At 64.5% G+C, this 16,912-nt stretch carries 15 protein-coding genes and 1 pseudogene; 4 read left to right on the top strand and 12 right to left on the bottom strand.

Annotated features, from left to right (window positions below):
* The first annotated feature begins 41 nt into the window (after positions 1-41).
* A complete protein-coding gene (locus ABIE49_RS20815; protein WP_502916002.1) occupies positions 42-1,796 on the top strand; it encodes an alkaline phosphatase in 1,755 nt (584 codons plus the stop codon).
* A 22-nt stretch (positions 1,797-1,818) separates the two neighbouring features.
* Here ABIE49_RS20815 and ABIE49_RS20810 read toward each other — a convergent pair whose 3' ends face one another.
* Positions 1,819-2,439, bottom strand: coding sequence for a TetR/AcrR family transcriptional regulator (locus ABIE49_RS20810; protein ID WP_192739364.1), 621 nt, complete (start codon positions 2,437-2,439; stop codon positions 1,819-1,821).
* A 233-nt stretch (positions 2,440-2,672) separates the two neighbouring features.
* On the opposite strand from ABIE49_RS20810, the gene ABIE49_RS20805 reads away from it, so the two are divergent.
* Positions 2,673-3,629, top strand: coding sequence for a homocysteine S-methyltransferase family protein (locus ABIE49_RS20805; protein ID WP_192739363.1), 957 nt, complete (start codon positions 2,673-2,675; stop codon positions 3,627-3,629).
* 162 nt (positions 3,630-3,791) lie between these two features.
* On the opposite strand, the gene ABIE49_RS40090 is transcribed toward ABIE49_RS20805, so the two are convergent.
* Entirely contained in the window at positions 3,792-4,772 is a 981-nt protein-coding gene (locus ABIE49_RS40090; protein WP_502915919.1) for an OmpA family protein, read from the bottom strand.
* Positions 4,773-4,972: 200 nt separating this feature from the next.
* Here ABIE49_RS40090 and ABIE49_RS40085 point away from each other — a divergent pair, with 200 nt between their 5' ends.
* Positions 4,973-5,242: a hypothetical protein gene (locus ABIE49_RS40085; protein WP_502915918.1), complete on the top strand. Its 270-nt coding sequence runs from the start codon at positions 4,973-4,975 to the stop codon at positions 5,240-5,242.
* A 65-nt stretch (positions 5,243-5,307) separates the two neighbouring features.
* On the top strand, positions 5,308-5,967 hold the full coding sequence (locus ABIE49_RS40080; RefSeq protein WP_502915917.1) for a hypothetical protein: 660 nt from the start codon (positions 5,308-5,310) through the stop codon (positions 5,965-5,967).
* Positions 5,968-6,082: 115 nt separating this feature from the next.
* Here ABIE49_RS40080 and ABIE49_RS20795 read toward each other — a convergent pair whose 3' ends face one another.
* From ABIE49_RS20795 to sdhC, 10 genes and pseudogenes are all read right to left on the bottom strand, one after another.
* The gene (locus ABIE49_RS20795; RefSeq protein WP_354066907.1) at positions 6,083-6,319 is read right to left on the bottom strand and encodes a hypothetical protein; all 237 of its coding nucleotides are present in this window, start codon (positions 6,317-6,319) and stop codon (positions 6,083-6,085) included.
* Positions 6,320-6,804: pseudogene (locus ABIE49_RS20790) on the bottom strand (pyridoxamine 5'-phosphate oxidase family protein).
* A gap of 76 nt (positions 6,805-6,880) precedes the next feature.
* Complete coding sequence (locus ABIE49_RS20785; RefSeq protein ID WP_192739361.1) at positions 6,881-7,267, bottom strand: VOC family protein; 387 nt, start codon at positions 7,265-7,267, stop codon at positions 6,881-6,883.
* 31 nt (positions 7,268-7,298) lie between these two features.
* Positions 7,299-8,126, bottom strand: coding sequence for an FkbM family methyltransferase (locus ABIE49_RS20780; RefSeq protein WP_192739360.1), 828 nt, complete (start codon positions 8,124-8,126; stop codon positions 7,299-7,301).
* Positions 8,127-8,315: 189 nt separating this feature from the next.
* Complete coding sequence (locus ABIE49_RS20775) at positions 8,316-10,364, bottom strand: ABC transporter ATP-binding protein/permease (RefSeq protein WP_192739359.1); 2,049 nt, start codon at positions 10,362-10,364, stop codon at positions 8,316-8,318.
* Between the two features lie 215 nt (positions 10,365-10,579).
* Positions 10,580-12,772: a hybrid sensor histidine kinase/response regulator family protein gene (locus ABIE49_RS20770; RefSeq protein WP_192739358.1), complete on the bottom strand. Its 2,193-nt coding sequence runs from the start codon at positions 12,770-12,772 to the stop codon at positions 10,580-10,582.
* 121 nt (positions 12,773-12,893) lie between these two features.
* On the bottom strand, positions 12,894-13,676 hold the full coding sequence (locus tag ABIE49_RS20765) for a succinate dehydrogenase iron-sulfur subunit (RefSeq protein WP_192739357.1): 783 nt from the start codon (positions 13,674-13,676) through the stop codon (positions 12,894-12,896).
* 136 nt (positions 13,677-13,812) lie between these two features.
* Positions 13,813-15,684: a succinate dehydrogenase flavoprotein subunit gene (gene sdhA, locus ABIE49_RS20760; RefSeq protein ID WP_210337496.1), complete on the bottom strand. Its 1,872-nt coding sequence runs from the start codon at positions 15,682-15,684 to the stop codon at positions 13,813-13,815.
* Positions 15,685-15,687: 3 nt separating this feature from the next.
* Positions 15,688-16,062 (bottom strand): succinate dehydrogenase, hydrophobic membrane anchor protein, encoded by a 375-nt coding sequence (gene sdhD / locus ABIE49_RS20755; protein WP_192739457.1) that lies wholly within the window; start codon positions 16,060-16,062, stop codon positions 15,688-15,690.
* Between the two features lie 20 nt (positions 16,063-16,082).
* Complete coding sequence (sdhC, locus tag ABIE49_RS20750) at positions 16,083-16,484, bottom strand: succinate dehydrogenase, cytochrome b556 subunit (RefSeq protein WP_192739356.1); 402 nt, start codon at positions 16,482-16,484, stop codon at positions 16,083-16,085.
* Positions 16,485-16,912 lie beyond the last annotated feature (428 nt).

The raw sequence follows: 16,912 nt of genomic DNA, 5'->3' as shown, positions 1-16,912 counted from the left end.
CGCTGTCCCGCAGGCAAGCACGCGCGGAGCCCGAGATCTTGATCAAGCCAGTCACCATCATCACCCTCGCCGCCGTGCTCTCGGCATCGCCGGTCGTTGCCCAAACAGTCTATCCGATCGACCGCTCCGAAATCCTCTCCGGCGCGCGGTTCGACTTCAAGGTTGAATTTCCTGACAGGGTCGACCAGTCGAAACTGAAGGTAACGGTCAACGGCGAGGACCACGCCGCCGTGTTCGGCCGGGCCGCAACGTTTATCGAGCGCGAGGACGGCAGGGACCAATCCGCGCTGATGCTTCGCGACGTCGAGCTGGCAAAGCCCGGCCCGGTCGTCGTCGAGGTCAGCGACGGCACGAAGAGCCGCAAGGTGACGTGGACGGTCTACGACACCGGGCCGCGCAAGGCGAAGAACGTGATCCTGTTCATCGGCGACGGGATGTCGCCCGCCCATCGCGTCGGGGCGCGGCTGCTTTCCAAGGGCATTGCGGAGGGCAAGAGCCTCGGCAAGCTTGCGATGGACGACATGCCGCATACGGCGCTGGTGGCGACCGCCGGCTCGGATTCGATCATCACCGATTCGGCAAACTCGGCCAGCGCCTATTCCACCGGCCACAAGAGCGCGGTCAACGCGATGGGCGTCTATGCCGACCGCACCAGAGACGCGTTCGACGATCCCAAGGTCGAAACCGTCACGAGCCTTGCCCAGCGCCGGCTCAAGATGAGCATCGGTATCGTCACCACCACCGAAGTCGAGGACGCTACGCCGGCGGCGATGGTGGCGCATACGCGCCGCCGGGCTGCCTATGACGAGATTGTCGAGCAGCTTTTCGCGGCGAGGCCCGACGTGTTGCTGGGCGGAGGCAGCGCGAACTTCCTGCCGAAATCGGCGGCCGGATCCAAGCGCAAGGACGAGGTCGATTATATCGCCCGGTTCCGCGAAGCCGGCTATGCCCTGGCGACGACCGCCGGCGAACTCAATGCGCTGGCGGCCAAACCCGAGACGCGCCAGTTGCTCGGGCTGTTCGCCACGGGAAACATGGATGGGGCGCTGGATCGCAAATTCCTCAAGGGCGGCGGCGTCAAGAAATTTCCCGAGCAGCCCGACCTGACCGAGCAGCTCCAGGCCGCGCTGAACGTGCTGTCGAAAAACGAGGCCGGCTTCTTCCTGATGGTGGAATCCGGATTGATCGACAAATACGCGCATGCCCTCGACTTCGACCGCGCCGTCTACGACACCATCATGCTCGACAATGCGGTGCGCCTCGCCCGCGACTGGGCGAGCAAGCGCGGCGACGACACCCTGATCCTGGTGACGCCGGACCATAACCACCCCAACGCACTGGTCGGCACCATCAATCACGACATGAGCACGACGTCGGAAGCGCCGATGCGCGAGCGCGTCGGCGTCTACGAAAAGGCCGGCTTCCCGAATTACCCGGCGCCCGATGCCGACGGCTATCCGTCGCGCGTCGACGTCAGCCGGCGGCTCGCCATCTTCTCGGCCAGCCTGCCCGACCATTACGAGACCTTCCGCCCCAAACTCGACGGCCCGAACGACCCGACCATGAAGGGAGACGATAACGGAACCTTCAAGGCCAACGAAAAGTATAAGGGCGTTCCCGGCGCCGTACTGCGGCCCGGCAATCTGCCGGCGATGATGAACGCCAGCGTGCATTCCGGCGAAGACGTCATCCTGACCGCGACCGGGCCCGGCAGCGAACGGGTCAGGGGTTCGATGGACAATACGGAAGTCTTCCGCGTGATGGTCGACGCGCTGGGGCTCGCCGCGACGAAATAGACTCTGATAACCGGAGCGCGCGTCAGGAAAGCGGTGGAGCTGAGAAGATCAGCTTCACGCAGCTTCTAAAGATCAGGATCTGCCGTTCCAGCCGGCTCGGATCGTTCAGCGTTTTCGACATGATGATGGCACCATCGACAATGCACGACATCATGTCGGCGAGATCGTCGAGATCGATCGCCTCCCGCGGTGGATGGACGGCGGCGATGCCGTCGAGGATGTAGCGGAAGCGCGCGTTCCAGTCGCGCACCGACTGCGCGGTGAGTTCGCGCACCTCGCGGTCGAACAGCCGCTCCTGATAGCAGACGCTGGCAATCAGGCAGCCGGGATGCCCGTTCGGCAGATCGGCCATCACTTCGGCGAGCAGCTTCAGCGAGATCAGGAACGCCTGCAGCGGATCGTCCGAGAGCTGCCGGCCGCGCGCGAAGATGTCGTCGAACAGCTGGTCGTTGGTCTTGACGTAGCGGCGCAGCATTTCGCGCGCGAGCGCATTCTTGTCCTTGAAGTGATAAAAGAAGCCGCTCTTGGTGAGGCCGGCCTCCGCGATCACTTCGTCGATCGACGTGGCGCCAAATCCCTTCGCGAGTACGGCCGCTTCCGCGATCTCGAGAATTCGCTCGCGCGTCGCTTCGCCTTTTCCCATCGCGTGTCTCCAGAAACTGTACTTGCGGTACGGTTTTGACTCCGCGCACTGGCGCCGCGATTTTGCTAGCACCGCGCAACCGTCTGATTTCCTAGCAGTTTACAGCCCGACATTCAGCCGCACCACGAGCCGTCTAGGAAACCGCGACACTATGCGGCACCAGTTCCGCCAGACCAGGGCGCGCCGCGCCAGACCTACCATCAGCGCCTTTTGCCGATCACGGAGATATTGCAATGACAAAATACCGATCCGATCTGCCGCAACGCGGCGGCGGCATTTTCCTCACCGATGGCGGCATGGAAACGACGCTGATCTTCCATGAAGGGATTGATCTGCCCCATTTCGCCGCCTTCGTGCTGCTCGACAGCGAGGTAGGCCGGGGCACGCTGAAGCGATACTACCAGGCCTATATGGCGGTCGCGCGCGACCATGGCGTTGGCTTTGTGCTGGACAGCCCGACATGGCGGGCCAACCCCGATTGGGGCGCCAAGCTCGGGTACGATGCCGCGGCACTCAGGGCGATCAACATTCGCGGGATCGGGCTGCTTGAGGAGCTGCGCGCCGAATGGGAAAAGCCGATGACGCCCTGCGTCGTCAGCGGCGCCATCGGCCCGCGCGGCGACGGGTACAAGGCCGGCAACATGGATGCGGCCGAAGCCGAGGCCTATCATGGCGCGCAGATTGCGGCCTTCGTCGAAGGCGGCGCCGACATGGTGACGGCCTATACGCTCACGAACATCAATGAAGCGATCGGCATCGCGCGTGCGGCCAGGGCGCAGCAGATTCCGGCGGTGATCTCGTTCACGGTGGAAACCGACGGCCGTCTCGTCAACGGCGAGACGTTGCGCGAAGCGATCGAGGCGGTGGATCGCGCGACGCAGGATTCGGTTGAATACTTCCTGGTCAATTGCGCGCATCCGACGCATTTCGAACAGGCGCTGAAGGCCGACGAGGCCTGGGTCAAGCGCATCCATGGCGTCAGAGCCAATGCATCGACCAAGAGCCATACTGAGCTGGATGAGTCTGCAACGCTCGATGCGGGCGATCCGCAGGATCTCGGCCGGCGCTATCTGAATCTTCGGCGCTCGTTTCCGGCGATGCGTATTCTGGGTGGTTGTTGCGGCACCGACCATCGTCACGTGGCGGCGATCTGTGACGCCTGTCTGCCGCCGCGGGCGCTCAGCGCCTAGAGCGTTTTCCAGCGAAGTGGACACCGGTTCGCGTAACGAAAACGCGTCAAAACAAGAATCTAGAGCCCCGTTCCGATTCCATCGGAACGGGGCTCTAATTTAGCACCAAAACAAAAATGGCCGGGATTGCTCCCGGCCATTTTCATATGATGCTGACCGATCTCAGCGACGCGGCGGCGCGGTGCCGGGCGGGGGCGGCGGCAGCGCCGCCTGGCCGCCATTGAGCAGCGGGGTGATACGGCGGACCGTGACGCGCCGGTTGATCTCGCTCGGTCCGTCCGTCTGCTCCTTCGGATACTGCTCGCCATAACCCTGCGAGGTCAGGTTCTCCGCTGGCACGCCGAACTGCTGCGTCAGCAGCGTTGCGGCGGATTCGGCGCGGCGGTCCGACAGCGAGAGATTGTCGATGTCGGAGCCCACCCTGTCGGTGTGCCCTTCGATCAGGAACACCTCGCGCGGGTTGGCCTGGATCGCGCGGTTGAGGCCGTCGGCGATCGCCTGCAGCTTCGCCGCCTGGTCCGGCGGGATCTCCCACGAACCGGTTGCGAAGTTGATCGAGTTGACGTCGATGCTCGGCATCTGCATCCGGACATTGGGGCTGTAGCGGATTTCGTCGAGCGAGTAGCGCCGGTCGATCCGTTGTACCGGCGGCGCCACCATCGTGTCATAGATCACTTCCGGGGTCGCTTCGTCCGCGCTGACGATGTAGCGGTCGTAGGGCATGTTGACCACTGGCGGCGGCAGGTCGACATAGAAGCCGCCGACCGCGCGCGGATCGCGGTAGCTGTTGTCGATGATGATGACCTCGCGGCCCCGTTCGTCGCGGCGGATCCGGCGCAGCAACCGCCCGTCATTGCCGACCACGGTGATGATCCGGCTGCCGTCCGGCCGGATCACGATGGTGCGGGTTTCGCCGCCGACGGTCTCGGTCTGGATGTCACGCGCACCATAACGGAAGCGATAGAGATCGTTGCCGCGGACGTACTGCTGGCCGCTCGGGTCGCGGATGATGATCCGGTCCGGCTCGGTGTAGATGGTGCGACCGCCTTCGATGGTTTCGCGCCGCTGGCTGTGCATGTTGGCGATGGTCGCGCCGACCACGGCGCCGGCCACAACGCCTGCGCCGATCGCGAGTGGCGTCATGTTTTCCCGGCGCGGCGGTGGCGCTGACGGCAGTTGCGTTGTGACCGTGGGTGCGGCCCGGAAGGCCGGTGCAACCGTCGGCGGAGCGTTTTGCGATCTGCCGGGCGGTGCTGTTGCGGCTGCCGATCCAGGGACGGTACTTGGGGCCGGGGCGCCGGCGAGAGGTGCGGGCGGAATGACCGGGCGTCCCTGCTGGCCGGGTGTCGGCGCTGCGGCTGATGGGGGTGCGCCGGCAGGCGGCGTCGTTCCGGCGGCGGGCGGTGCGCCCGCAGGCGGGGTCGTTCCGGCAGCCGGCGGTGCGCCGGGTGGCTGACCGGGGCGTGGCGGCTGAGCACCTGGAGGTGTCGTCGTTGCGCTACCCGCGGCGGGCGGCGTTGTTGCGCCAGGACGCGAGGGCGTCGTTGGTGCCGCGCCAGCCGGAGGCGTCGAAGGCGTTGCAGCTGCCGGAGGCGTGGTCGGTGATGGTGTAGCGGTCGGCGTTGGGGTTGCGCCCGGCGCTCCCGGCACACGCTTGGTGCCGGCCGGAGGCGTGCCCGTGCCTGGACGCGGTGGTGGCGCACCCGGAGGTGTCGTCGTTGGGCTGCTTGCCGCGGGCGGCGATGCGGTCGGCGCAGGCGTGGTGGTTGCCGCCGGCGGAGGCGGCGTACGCGCGGGCGGAGCCGCAGCGGGTGGCGGCGTTGGTGTCGGACGCGGAGGCGGAGCCGCAGCCGGCGGCGGTGTCGGACGTGGAGGCGGTGCAGCGGCGGGCGGTGCCGGCGGAGCCGGTGGCTTCGGCGCAGCCGCCGGTGGCGGCGCGGGAGGAGGTGTCGGCCGCGGCGGCGGCGCGGCAGCGGGCGGTGCCGGCGGCGGTGCGGGACGCGGCGGAGGCGCCGCAGCAGGCGGCGGAGCCGGCGGAGGTGCCGGGCGTGGAGGCGGAGCCGCAGCCGGTGGCGGCGCGGGTGGTGTCGGTGGCTTCGCGGCCGGCGGCGGCGCGCCCTTTGGCGGCGCCTTGGGCTTTCCGTCGGGCCCAAGCTCTTCCCTGGCCTGTGCGACGACCAGTGGCGCGGTTTGCGCGTGCGATGCGGATGTCGCGATCTGCGTCACCGTCAGAGCGGTCGTGGCAAGCAGCACGATGCGAAGGTTTGTCATGATGTACTTGGTCCCTGGAAAGGTTCTGGCAGCAGAGGAATCGTTTGGCGGGTCGATCAACGGCTAATCGTTAGGCCGGATTGTGGCGGGCTGGAAAGCGCGAATGCCTTTTATTTCGAGGGCGCAACGGGTTGCATGCGCAATTGTTCATTGCGTATTCAGGCGACGCTTTCAAATCAAAGTCAAATTGCTCCCTGTGGCCGATCTGTGGCCGGATTAGGCGTCGAGGGTCCGTTCGGCCCGCGCACCGGCAACTCGTCCGGCGTCTTGCCCGGCAGTTCCTGCGGCGGTGGCGGAGCGCCCGGCTCGCGCATTGGTGGCGGCACCTCCGGACGGGGGTTGCCCGGAGGCTCTTCGCGCGGCGGCTCGGTTGGTTTTCCCGGCGTCGGCGGCGGGATTTCGGGAGGTTCGATCGGCATCTACATCGCGACCTTGCGATTGTCGCCGATCTCGGGCCTTGTTCCGGTCACCGCGGCTGCAGCCATTTTCACATAGCTGATGACGGTGCCCGGTGATCCCAGAATTCGGCATCGTCAGGCGTAATCTTCAACACGCGGATGTTCGGGTCCTCAGCCGAATCCCACCAGGCTTTCGCCTCCGTCGAGAACAGCTGCTTGATCTTGGTGCGGTCGTTTGAAACGACGGCGGTGCCCGTCACCGAGACGTAGTTCTGATCGCTGGCGTCGGCGAACGACAGGTTGATGCCGGGATTTTTGGCGATCTCCTCATCCTTGTGGCGCCGCGCGTCGGTCAGGAAATAGACTGCGTTGTTCTCGCGCTCCAGATACGCGCTCATCGGCCGCGCGCGCAGTTTGTCACCGTCGCGGGTGACCAGCATCGCAAAGCCAATTTTTTTCATCAGCTCCCAGACGCGATCGATATCGCGTGCATTATCATTGGCCATATTTCGCTCCATTACTGCCTTGGCGATAACGGAACTGCTGCCGTGATGTTCCCAACGTAATCGGAAGGGAACCACCTCATCCGGGCGTGTGGCAGACCGCCTCGATGTTGTGGCCGTCGGGGTCGAGCACGAAGGCACCGTAGTAGTTCGGGTGATAATGCGCGCGAATTCCAGGCGCGCCGTTGTCGCGTCCGCCGGCGGCCAAGGCGGCCTTGTAGAAGGCGTCGACGGTGGCGCGGTCCTTGGCGAGGATTGCGACATGCACCGGCTTGTTCAATCCGCCTTCGCCGCCGATCCAGAAATCCGGCTTGCCGCCAGCGCCAAAGCCGGCGGCGGGATCGTGGCCGGTCTGTTCCTGCGTCACTTCCATGACAAGCACATAGTCGAGCGGCGCCAGCGCCTTCACATAGAACGCCTTGGCGCGCTCATAATCCGAAACCGGAAACCCGATATGGTCGATCATCGAACTCTCCCTTGGCTAGAAGATGGTCGGTTCAGCGGCGCACCAGCAGCGTGTTGCTGCGGGTCTTGCCGGTCTCGGCATAGCCACGCGCGCGCATGTCGGCGATGCAGTCATTCTGCCATTCATTCGATGACAGATGTTCGATCACCACCGCGCGCGGCCATAGCGATTGCGGCGCGTTTTTGAAGAAGCCGGTCAACACGCGGTCCTCAAAGCCTTCGACGTCGATCTTCAGCGCATCGGCATGCGAGACGCCGGCTTCATCGAGGATGCGCTGCAGCCGCAGCGATGGGACCTTGATCGCCTTGCTCGAGGCCTGCCCCGACACGATGTGGCTGGCGCCGAGATTGTCGCCGTCGGTCTCGATCATCAGCTCGCCATCGGCGGGACCGGCGGCCGCGGCCACCAGTCTGGTCTGGGCAAAGCCGGATGCGGCATTGTTGAAGGCGAGCCTTGCATGGGTGACCGGATGCGGCTCGATCGCGATCACCCTGCCGCTGGCGCCGACATGGCGCGCCAGCGCCAGCGCATAGGTGCCGACATTGGCGCCGACATCGACGAATACGCCACCAACAGGCGTATGAGCGCGCAAAAAATCCAGCTCCTCGATGTTGTAGTCCGGATTGAACAGCGCGCCGCGCTCGGTGGCGCTGGCCTGGTGATAGAAACGAAACGATGCGCCCTGGTATTGCACGTCCACCGGACCCGCGCGCAGCACATTGACCAGCCGCGACAGCATCGGCCGGAACGCGCCGCGCTTCAGCCGCGAGCGGTGCGCCAGCGCAATGATCGCGGCCTGCGCGGCATTCGGTGCGAACGCGCCGAACGGCGCGGGCGTGGGGTCGTTGTCGGGCTTCAAACTGATATCCTCGATGGAAAGCGGCGCATGCATAGCGACTTTTAGCGAGGACTCCAACTCTCGTCGTCCCGGCCTTGAGCCGGGACCCATAACCACAGGAAGAAGTTTTGCGAATGGTCCCTGCTACCGAGCTTCATCGACAGATCGCGCGGTATGGGTCCCGGCTCAAGGCCGGGACGACAGCTAACGTCACGCCGCCTTTTTCGGTGGCTTGCGTTGGCGCAGGAAGCGGCCGAGCAGGCGGCGTTTGCCCTTGCGCGGGATCAGATCGACGTCGCTGACGAGCTTGGCGCCGCCCTTGCGCCGTTCCAGCACGATCTTGCGGCTATGAAAGGCTTCCAGCTCGGCGCGATGGGCCACGCTGACGATGGTTGCTTTAGGCAGCTCCTTGATGACGATCTCCATCATCTTGTCCTGGCTCTTTTCGTCGAGCGCGGAGGTCGCCTCGTCCAGCACCACGATGTCGGGGTTGTGCAGCAGCAGCCGCGCGAACGCCAGCCGCTGTTTTTCGCCGCCCGACAATGTCTGGTCCCACGGCGCCTCTTCCTCGATCTTCTCCTTGAGATGATCGAGGCCGACCTTGTGCAGGGCTTCGCAGAACTGTTCGGATCTCCAGTCCTCGGCGGCGCCGGGATAGGCGATCGCACGGCGCAGCGTGCCGGAAGGAATGTACGGCCTCTGCGGCAGCATGAAGAGCCGGCGGTCGGGGTGGAAATTGACGCTGCCGCCGCCCCATGGCCACAGCCCCGCAATCGCGCGCACCAAGGTGCTCTTGCCGGTGCCGGATTCGCCGGCCACCAGCAGGCGCTCACCGGGCTCGATCACGACTTCGGTCTCGCCGACCACGGCGGTACCGTCGTCGAGCGTTACCGAGAAATCGTTGAGGCTGAGCATGGCCTCGCCCTCCGTCTCGCCGCGCTTGATGCGGCCGAAGCCGTCGCCGCGCTCGGCCCGCTCCAGCCCGTCGAGCGACATCATCAGCGAGGCGATGCGGCGTGCGCAGGCGTTCCAGTCGGCAAGCCGCGGATAATTGTCGACCAGCCAGCCGAACGCGGTCTGCACGATGGTGAAGGCGGAGGCCGCCTGCATCACCTGTCCGAGCGACATGCTGCCGTCGAGGAATTTCGGCGCGCACAGCAATAGCGGCACCACGGGCGCAATCAGTCCCGACCCCTGCGACACCAGCGTGGTGCGCATGTGCTGGCGGGCGAGCTGCGACCATTGCCGCAGCACATTGGAGAAGTTCTTGTCGAGACCGTCGCGTTCTTCCTCCTCGCCGCCGAGCAACGCGATGCTCTCGCCGTTCTCGCGCACCCTCGTCAGTGTGTAGCGGAATTCGGCCTCGGCCTGGTTCTTGTCCTCGGACACCTGCACGAAGCGGCGGCCGATGGCCATGATCGAGCCGGAGGCGATCGCGGCGTAGACGACCGCGGCAATGACGAGAAAGCCGGGTATCGTCACAACAGATCCGCCGAGCGTCACCGTCAGCGCGCCGCCGATGGTCCAGAGCACCACGATGAAGGTCGCGGCGGACAAAAACGCCGAGGTGACGCCGGCGACGAAATCAACCGGCGAGTCGGTGGCGATCCGCAGATCCTCGGCAATGCGGTGTTCCGGATTCTTGTGGTCGCCGCCGACGAGGTTGAGCTGGTAATAGCGGCCGCTGGTCAGCCAGCGCGTCATGACGGAGCTGGTCAGCCAACCCCGCCAGCGCCGCTGGATACCCATCCGCGCGAACACCTGCGCGACGCCGAGCAGCACGCTGCCGATCGCAAGCGGGAAGAACACCGCGGAGAGATAGAAGACGGTGGCGGATTCGCGCTTCTCGATGGCGTCGAAGATCGCCCGGTTCCAGACATTGATGCCGTACTGGAATCCGACATTGACGACGATCAGGATCAACAACCCGATCGAAAACACCCATGCCAGCCGGTCGCCGCCTTTGCCCCAATAGCCGCGCGCGCTGATCCAGAATCGCTTCAGCAGATAATCTTTACGCGCCTGCTCGGCCTCCTCCGGCGACAATTCCGGGTCGGGTTCGACCACCTCCGGCGGCGGCGGGGCGACTTGATCGCCGTCTTCCGCGACCACATCGATAATCTCGGCCTTTTCCTCCGATGACGCTTCGGCAGCGGATTCCTTCTTGGCAGGCGGTTTCTTCGAGGAATCGGATTTCTTCGAGGACGGCTCGGACTTTACGGCGGGCTTCGCATCGGACTTGCTATCAGTCTTGACCATGGCCCGGTAACGCGAAGAAAATCAAAAGGTTCCCTGACTGTTGCTTCCCTCCCGTGATGGCCGGGCATAGCCGTCTGAAGGACGGCGTCGCTTGCGCTCGCCCATGTCCCGGCCATCCACGTCTTTCTTGCAAGTTGCTGCCGAGACGTGGATGCCCGGGACAAGCCCGGGCATGACGAAGAGTGAAATCGCAATTCCTAAGGCACGGACCTTGCTCACGACGCTCGCGTCGCGGCGGCGCGTTTCATCATGCGCCAGCGGGCGACCGCGTGCAGCACGCGCGAAAGCTGCTCGATCGAGTAGGGCTTTTGCAGCAGCTCCAGACCGTCGCTGCCGCTTTCTGACAGGCCGTGGCTGTAGCCGCTGGTCAGCACGACCGGCAGATCGGCATGGTAACGGCGGATTTCCTGCGCCAGTTCGATGCCGGTCATGCCCGGCATCACGACGTCGGTGAACACCACGTCGTAGCGGTCGGCGCCAGTCGCCAGTTCTTCCAGCGCGTGCGTGGCGTTGTCGACCAGGGTTGTGCCGTAGCCGAGTTCGGCCAGCGCGTCGGTGGCGAATTTCCCGACCTCGATATTGTCTTCGACCACGAGCACCGACATGCCCCTGCCGTCGAGCGGCGGAGCATCTTCCACCGTTATCTGCTGCGGCTTGCTCTCACCGGTGGCGCGCGGCAGGTACAGCGTGAAAATGCTGCCTTTTCCCACTTCGCTGGCCACCACCACTTCGCCGCCGGATTGCCTGGCGAAACCGAACACCTGGGACAGGCCGAGCCCGGTACCCTGGCCGACCTCCTTGGTGGTGAAGAAGGGTTCGAAGATGCGGCCGTACTGCTCCTGGGGAATGCCGACGCCGGTATCCTCGACGGAGACGGCGACATAGCCGGTGGGTTTCTGGCCGGCGCGATTCTTGCCGGTGGAATCCTGGTAGCGCGGAGTTGGCGAACCTGCGACGTCGTTGGGCAATTCGGTTGCCGTGTGCACCGTGATGGTCAGCCTGCCACGGCCGTCCATGGCGTCGCGGGCGTTGACCGCCATGTTGATCATCGCGGTTTCGAACTGCCCGGCGTCGGCATTGACGACGCATGGTTCGGTCGGCCCATGGATCTCGATCTCGATCCGCGATCCGATCAGCGTCTTGATCATCTCGCTCAGCATCTGCACGTTTTGGCCGACGTCGAACAGTTCCGGCTTGAGCGTCTGGCGGCGAGCGAACGCCAGCAGCTGGCTCGTCAGTCGTGCCGCGCGCGTGACCGTGTCCGAGATCGCGTCGATGTAGCGCAGCCGGCGCGGCTCCGGCAGGTCCGGCCGCCGCAACAGATCGACGGAGGCGCGGATCACGGTGAGCAGATTGTTGAAGTCATGCGCGACGCCGCCGGTGAGTTGTCCCAGCGCCTCGAGCCGCTGGCCATGCTTCAGCGCTTCCTCGGCCTCCTGCCGCTTGGCCGCCTCGGCATAAAGATGCCGCGTTCGACGCAGCGCGAGAGCGAGCAGGAAAAACAACAGGGCGGTGGCCGGCGCGCCGAAGATGAGGTGCTGGCTGATGGTGGAGAACCAGCGCTCCCGGATTGCCGACGTCTCAAGGCCGGCGCTGATATAGATCGGATATTCGGCGAGCCGCTGGTAGCCGAGGCGGCGCTCGATGCCGTCGGTCGGCGACGTCACGGTGATGAGGCCGGCCTTGGGGTTCGCCGCGATCTGCTGTCCGACCGGTCCTGAGAGGTCGAGCCGCGCTTCCTGATCGACGGTCGGATAGCGCGCCAGCACCGCGCCATTGGTCAAGGCGAGCGCAAAGAAGCTGCCGGGCTCGCGGCCGATCCGGGCGTAGAATTTCTCGAAATATTCCGGGAGTACCGACGCCTGGATCACGCCGGCAAAGCTGCCGTCCTCGGTTTGCCGGCGCCGGCTGAAGCCGAAAAACGGCGCGCCCTGATAGGGCGGCCGTGGCGTCAGCGCCTCGCCAATATAGGTTCCGATGTCGCCGGCGACATGGACCTTGAAATAATCCCGGTCCGAGAAGTCGATCTCGGGCGGCGGCATGACGAGGCTGTTGACGAGCGCGTGGCCCCTGGCGTCGAAGATCCAGGTCGATTTCACCTGCGGCAGCGACCCGACAAGCTGCTTCAGCCGCTGATGCAGCGTTTCCTCGCGGGAAGTAATGCCGACGTCCGGAATGCCGCGGATGATTTCGCCGATTTCAGACAGGCTGCGGTCGATGGTCTCGAACACTTTCAGCGCGTGCTCGTGCACGACATCGAGCGACCGCTCGATTTCCCGGTCGGCGGTCTGGTTGATCGAGATCCAGGAAACCGCGGATGCAAAGATGAAGAGCGCCAGCGGGAGGGCCAGCGAGGCCGCCATCATCCATTGCAGCAATCTCAGCGAATTGCGTTGTGCGGTCTGCACGGGCGCTCCTGCTCCGGAGCGAATCTTACGTCAAACCTGTAACGGAACAAAGCGGCGCGGAAGCTGAAACTTTGCGCGGTGTCGGCCCGGCCCGTTGACCGGGATACTCGGCACAAATTAGCTAAATTTGCCGCTCCACCAGCTTCAGCTTGAGTTCGGCGATGGCTTCCGAAGGGTTGAGACCCTTCGGGCAGGCCTTGGCGCAGTTCATGATGGTGTGGCAGCGATAGAGCCGGAACGGGTCTTCGAGATTGTCGAGCCGCTCGCCGGTGGCTTCATCGCGGGAATCGGTGACCCAGCGCGTCGCCTGCAGCAGCGCGGCGGGGCCCAGGAAGCGATCGCTGTTCCACCAATAGCTCGGGCACGAGGTCGAGCAGCAGGCGCACAGGATGCATTCGTAGAGGCCGTCGAGCTTTTCGCGGTCCTCGTGGCTCTGCTTCCATTCCTTCTGCGGCGTCGGCGTGGTCGTCTTCAGCCACGGCTCGATCGAGGCATATTGCGCATAGAAATTGGTCAGGTCAGGCACCAGGTCCTTCACGACGGGCTGGTGCGGCAGCGGGTTGACCTTGACCGCGCCGTCTTTGACGTCGTGCATCGACTTGGTGCAGGCCAGCGTGTTCTGGCCGTCGATGTTCATGGCGCAGGAACCGCAGACGCCTTCGCGGCAGGAGCGGCGGAAGGTCAGCGTCGGATCGATGTGGTTCTTGATCCAGATCAGGCCGTCCAGCACCATCGGACCGCATTCGCTGGTATCGATGTGATAGGTGTCGACGCTCGGATTCTTGCCGTCGTCCGGATTCCAGCGATACACCCGAAACTCGCGCGTCTCGGTCGCGCCCGCCGGCTTCGGCCAGGTCTTGCCGCCGGTGATCTTGGAGTTCTTCGGAAGCGCGAATTCAACCATCTATCTTGCCTCTGCGGTTCAGTTCATCATTGCCGGGACAAAAGCGCGAAGCGCGTCTTCCCACTAGAATCCGGCAATCCATCTACTTCGAAGAAAGATGGATGCGCGGGTCAAGCCCGCGCATGACAAGTAGAGATCAATACACCCGCGCCTTTGGCGGGATGTACTGCACGTCGTTGGTCATCGTGTAGTCGTGCACCGGGCGGTAGTCGATCGTGGTCTTGCCACGCCCGTCGATCCACGCCAGCGTGTGCTTCATCCAGTTCTTGTCGTCGCGCTCGGCGAAATCCTCGCGGGCGTGGGCGCCGCGGCTCTCGGTGCGGTTGGCCGCCGAGTCCATCGTCACGACCGCCTGAACGATCAGGTTGTCGAATTCGAGGGTTTCGATCAGGTCGGAATTCCAGACCAGCGAGCGGTCCGTGGTCGCGACGTCGCCGATGCCGCCATGCACCTTGTGGATCAGGTTCTGGCCTTCGCTCAGGACTTCGCCGGTGCGGAACACCGCGCAATTGCTCTGCATCACATGCTGCATGCTGTCGCGCAGTTTTGCGGTGGGCGTGCCGCCGGAGGCGTAGCGATAATGATCGAGCCGGCCGAGCGCCAGATCGGCGGAGCCCGCCGGCAGCTCCGGCTGCTTGCCGTTGGCCGTGAGTTTTTCGGCGCAACGCAGCGCCGCGGAGCGGCCGAACACCACGAGATCGATCAGCGAGTTGGAGCCGAGCCGGTTGGCGCCGTGCACGGAGACGCAGGCGGCTTCACCGAGCGCCATCAGGCCGGGCACGGTGGCGTTGTCGTCGCCGTCCCGCTTGGTCAGCACTTCGCCGTGATAATTGGTGGGGATGCCGCCCATATTGTAGTGCACGGTCGGCGTGATCGGGATCGGCTCGCGGGTGACGTCGACATTGGCGAAGATCTTCGCCGATTCGGAGATGCCCGGCAGTCTTTCCTGCAGCACCTTGGGATCGAGATGATCGAGGTGCAGATAGATATGGTCCTTTTTCTTGCCGACGCCGCGGCCTTCGCGCATTTCGATGGTCATCGCGCGCGAGACCACGTCGCGCGAGGCAAGGTCCTTGGCGGACGGTGCATAGCGCTCCATGAAGCGCTCACCCTCGGAATTGACGAGATAGCCGCCTTCGCCGCGGGCGCCTTCGGTGACCAGGCAGCCCGAGCCGTAGATGCCGGTCGGGTGGAACTGGACGAATTCCATGTCCTGCAGCGGCAGGCCGGCACGCAGCGCCATCGCGCCGCCGTCACCGGTGCAGGTATGCGCCGAGGTGCAGGAAGCGTAGGCGCGGCCATAGCCACCGGTGGCGAGAATCGTGGTCTGGGCGCGGAAGCGATGCAGCGTGCCGTCGTCGAGCTTGAGCGCGATCACGCCGCGGCAGACGCCCTGGTCGTCCATGATCAGGTCGATGGCGAAGAATTCGATGAAGAACTCGGCGGCGTGGCGCAGCGACTGGCCGTACATCGTGTGCAGCATGGCGTGACCGGTGCGGTCGGCGGCGGCGCAGGTACGCTGCGCCTGCCCCTTGCCGTAATCCAGCGTCATGCCGCCGAACGGACGCTGGTAGATCTTGCCGTCTTCGGTGCGCGAGAACGGCACGCCCCAATGTTCGAGTTCGTAGACGGCGTCAGGCGCGTTGCGCACCATGTATTCGATGGCGTCCTGGTCGCCGAGCCAGTCCGACCCCTTGACGGTGTCGTACATGTGCCAGCGCCAATCGTCCTTGTGCATGTTGCCGAGCGAGGCCGAAATGCCGCCTTGCGCCGCGACCGTGTGCGAGCGGGTCGGGAACACTTTTGTGATGCAGGCGGTGCGCAGGCCCGCCTCGGAGCAGCCGACCACGGCGCGCAAGCCCGCGCCGCCGGCGCCGACCACGACGACGTCGTAGGTATGGTCTTCGATCGGATAGGCTTTTCCGTTGGTCGCAGGACCACTTCCTGGACCGCCACTGCCGTTGGTGGCCTTGCCGTTACCTTCAGAGGCCGGATTCTTAGAAGCCATGGGTTAAACTCCCGATGACATTTTGAGGATCGCGTAAATGGAGGCGAGCGCCACCGCGATACAGAAGAAATTATTGGCCATCACGCTGGCGAGCTTGACCTTCTCATTGTGCACATAGTCTTCGATCACGACCTGCATGCCGATCTTCATGTGCCAGGCACTGGCGAGGATGAAGAGCAGCATGATGATGGCGATTGGCACCGAGCTGAAGATTTGCTTGGCGCCGGCCTGGTTGCTGCCGAGCAGCATCAGCACCACCACGATGACAGGCACGATCAGCAAGGTCATCGCGACCGCGGTGAGGCGCTGACGCCAGAAATCGGAGGTACCGGAATGCGAGGAGCCGAGGGCGCGGACGCGCGCGAGAGGCGTGCGCATGGAAGGCGACTTGGGCGCGTTCATCGTCCGCCTCCGATGGTCATGTAGGCGACGATCCAGACCAGGATGGTCAGCGAAATACCGCCGATCAGCGCGCCCCAGGTCAGGGCCTCACGCTCATTGGCCTTGAAGCCGTAGCCGAGGTCCCAGACCAGATGCCGCAGACCCGACAGCAAATGATGCATCAGCGCCCAGGTGTAACCGAACACGATCAAGCGTCCGATGAAGCTGCCGGTAAAAGCCTGCACATTGGCGTAGGCGCCGGGGCCGGAAGCGGCGGCGATCAGCCACCAGGCCAGCAGCAGGGTTCCGAAATACAGCGCCACGCCGGTGGCGCGGTGGACGATGGACAGCGCCATCGTCAGCGTCCAGCGGTAGGTCTGCAGATGGGGAGAAAGCGGTCGTTCGATCCTGGCGGTCATCGGCGGCTTTGAAGTTGGCGGGACGTGGTGCGGCCCATCGGGGATCGCGTTAAAGCAATTCTATTTACGTAGTCGAACCAGCGAGCGCAACGATCAAATGCCACGAAATCGAACGGTCGTTCATTACTAGATCAAGGATGAAACGAGGGCGATCAGCGGCTTGGTATACCACGCTTGCGCTCGCGCACGGAAAGAACGAATCATTGTTCGTTTGTTGTGATGAGCTGTCGCCGCCTGCGTGTATAAAGGGGTCGGCGGAGGCGTGACCGGCGGCCCGAAGTCGTGGAGCGGACGGCGTCCCTTCGCGGCCGTTCCCGAGCGCGTTCACGCTATTCCGGCAGAGCCGACCGGATATGCGAATCCAGCGCACGCCCTGGCAGCGCACCCTCGGCCCAACCTTGCATTTCAAGCCCTGCATTTGATCGCAA

Source organism: Bradyrhizobium sp. OAE829 (assembly GCF_040546575.1).
Lineage (GTDB): Bacteria > Pseudomonadota > Alphaproteobacteria > Rhizobiales > Xanthobacteraceae > Bradyrhizobium.
The sequence above is the reverse complement of the archived record's forward strand: the minus strand, read 5'-3'. Positions and strand labels throughout refer to the sequence as shown.

Bases quoted from the DNA above. Each gene is read 5' to 3' on its own strand.
- ABIE49_RS20810 (WP_192739364.1), bottom strand. From the start codon at position 2,439: ATGGGAAAAGGCGAAGCGACGCGCGAGCGAATTCTCGAGATCGCGGAA.
- ABIE49_RS20805 (WP_192739363.1), top strand. From the start codon at position 2,673: ATGACAAAATACCGATCCGATCTGCCGCAACGCGGCGGCGGCATTTTC.
- ABIE49_RS40090 (WP_502915919.1), bottom strand. From the start codon at position 4,772: ATGACGCCACTCGCGATCGGCGCAGGCGTTGTGGCCGGCGCCGTGGTC.
- ABIE49_RS20795 (WP_354066907.1), bottom strand. From the start codon at position 6,319: ATGCCGATCGAACCTCCCGAAATCCCGCCGCCGACGCCGGGAAAACCA.
- ABIE49_RS20785 (WP_192739361.1), bottom strand. From the start codon at position 7,267: ATGATCGACCATATCGGGTTTCCGGTTTCGGATTATGAGCGCGCCAAG.
- ABIE49_RS20775 (WP_192739359.1), bottom strand. From the start codon at position 10,364: ATGGTCAAGACTGATAGCAAGTCCGATGCGAAGCCCGCCGTAAAGTCC.
- ABIE49_RS20765 (WP_192739357.1), bottom strand. From the start codon at position 13,676: ATGGTTGAATTCGCGCTTCCGAAGAACTCCAAGATCACCGGCGGCAAG.
- sdhA (WP_210337496.1), bottom strand. From the start codon at position 15,684: ATGGCTTCTAAGAATCCGGCCTCTGAAGGTAACGGCAAGGCCACCAAC.
- sdhD (WP_192739457.1), bottom strand. From the start codon at position 16,062: ATGCGCACGCCTCTCGCGCGCGTCCGCGCCCTCGGCTCCTCGCATTCC.
- sdhC (WP_192739356.1), bottom strand. From the start codon at position 16,484: ATGACCGCCAGGATCGAACGACCGCTTTCTCCCCATCTGCAGACCTAC.